We start from the raw sequence: 1390 nt of genomic DNA, 5'->3' as shown, positions 1-1390 counted from the left end.
CTCCCGGCACCCGGCTGCCCATGCCCACGAAGGTGTCGCTGAGCGCCGACACGAGCAGGTAGAGCCGCTGCCCGGCGGGCACGTCGACGGCCACCGAGGGCAGGTCGATCCGACGCGGCGCGCCCAGCACCGGGGCGGCCTCGTCGACGGGCAGGACGTTGTTCTGCACCAGCGTGGCGTCGGCGGGGCTGGTGCCCACGGCGAGGCCGTAGAAGGCTCGGCTGTGGAGGCCGAGCGCCGTCATGGTGCCGGTGAGGTGGGGCGTGCCGGCGAGGCGGAGGGGGCCCGGTGCGATCTCGTAGGCGAGGGGCGCGCCGGCCGCGGTCGGGCTGGTGACGGTTCCCACGGCCAGCGTCGTGGTGGGCGCGGGGGAGCGAACGGTCGTGCAGGTCGACGCCGGGGTGGCCAGGTGGAGCCGGCCGTAGCCCCGCAGCCCGGTCCGCCGACCCTTGAGCTGCTCGTCGAAGAAGCGCTTGCTCAGCGCCTCGAAGGTGCCGCCGGCCAGCTTCGCCGAGCACGGGTCGGACGTCACCGAGATGCCGCGCGGCAGGAGGCCGGGCAGCACGTGCCCGCCGTTGTAGGCGACGAAGATGCTGTGCCGCCGGGCCCTGCCGGTGAGGGCCGACCGCCAGTTGGCCAAGCCCTGCTCGAGCGGGAAGAGGCTGTCCGTCGTCCCCTGTCCGAAGAGCACCGGGATCGGCAGCCGGCGGCCCTGCGCGACGTGGAAGGCCGGACCGTTCTGGGCGAAGAAGGTCGGCATGTCCTCCGTGCCGGGGATCGAGCCGTCCGGCCAGGTGCCGGTCGCGGCACCCTCGCCGAGCGCCTTGTAGACGCGCGGCGGCAGCGCGTCGGTGGGCAACGAGGCGGCCGACAGGGCCGCCGCCCAGGCGGTGCGGACCACGCCCTCGGGGGCCAGGCTCTCGTTGAGGTCGTTCCAGGTGATCTMGGGCGCCATCGCGTCGAGGATCGGCCGTCCTCGGCGCTCGAGGCTCGTGAAGGCGGCGAGGAACTGGTAGCCGCCGCCGTAGGAGCCGCCGATCGCGCCGAGGCGCGGGTCGSCCGGCCCGTCCTTGCGGACCCACGGGAGCCGGGCCATCACCCGGATCAGCCGCGCGACGTCCTTGCCCTCGACGGCCGGGTTCTCGACGTACGCGTGACCACCGGACTCCCCGAAGCCGCGCTGGTCGAAGGACAGCACGCCGTACCGGCTGTCGAGGAAGGTCGCGAAGGCCGCCGGGTCGGTCGTCCGCGACCCGCCCCAGCCGTGGCTGTGCCAGATCATCGGCACCGGGTGCCGTCGGGAGGCCYCCGCGGGCTTGAAGAGGGAGTAGCAGATCTCCACCGGCGTGCTCGAACCGGGATCCGGGACCGACCTCACGCAGTCCTCGAC

Annotated in this window: 1 protein-coding gene; it reads right to left on the bottom strand. The window is 74.2% G+C overall.

What is annotated here, in order from left to right; genetic code table 11:
- On the bottom strand, positions 1–1378 hold a 1378-nt coding region (locus tag ACXJKL_RS21105; RefSeq protein ID WP_457208950.1), incomplete at its 3' end, for an alpha/beta fold hydrolase.
- Positions 1379–1390 lie beyond the last annotated feature (12 nt).

Source organism: Nocardioides sp. P5_C9_2 (genome assembly GCF_054049555.1).
This window is presented reverse-complemented; position numbering and strand designations above follow the sequence as displayed.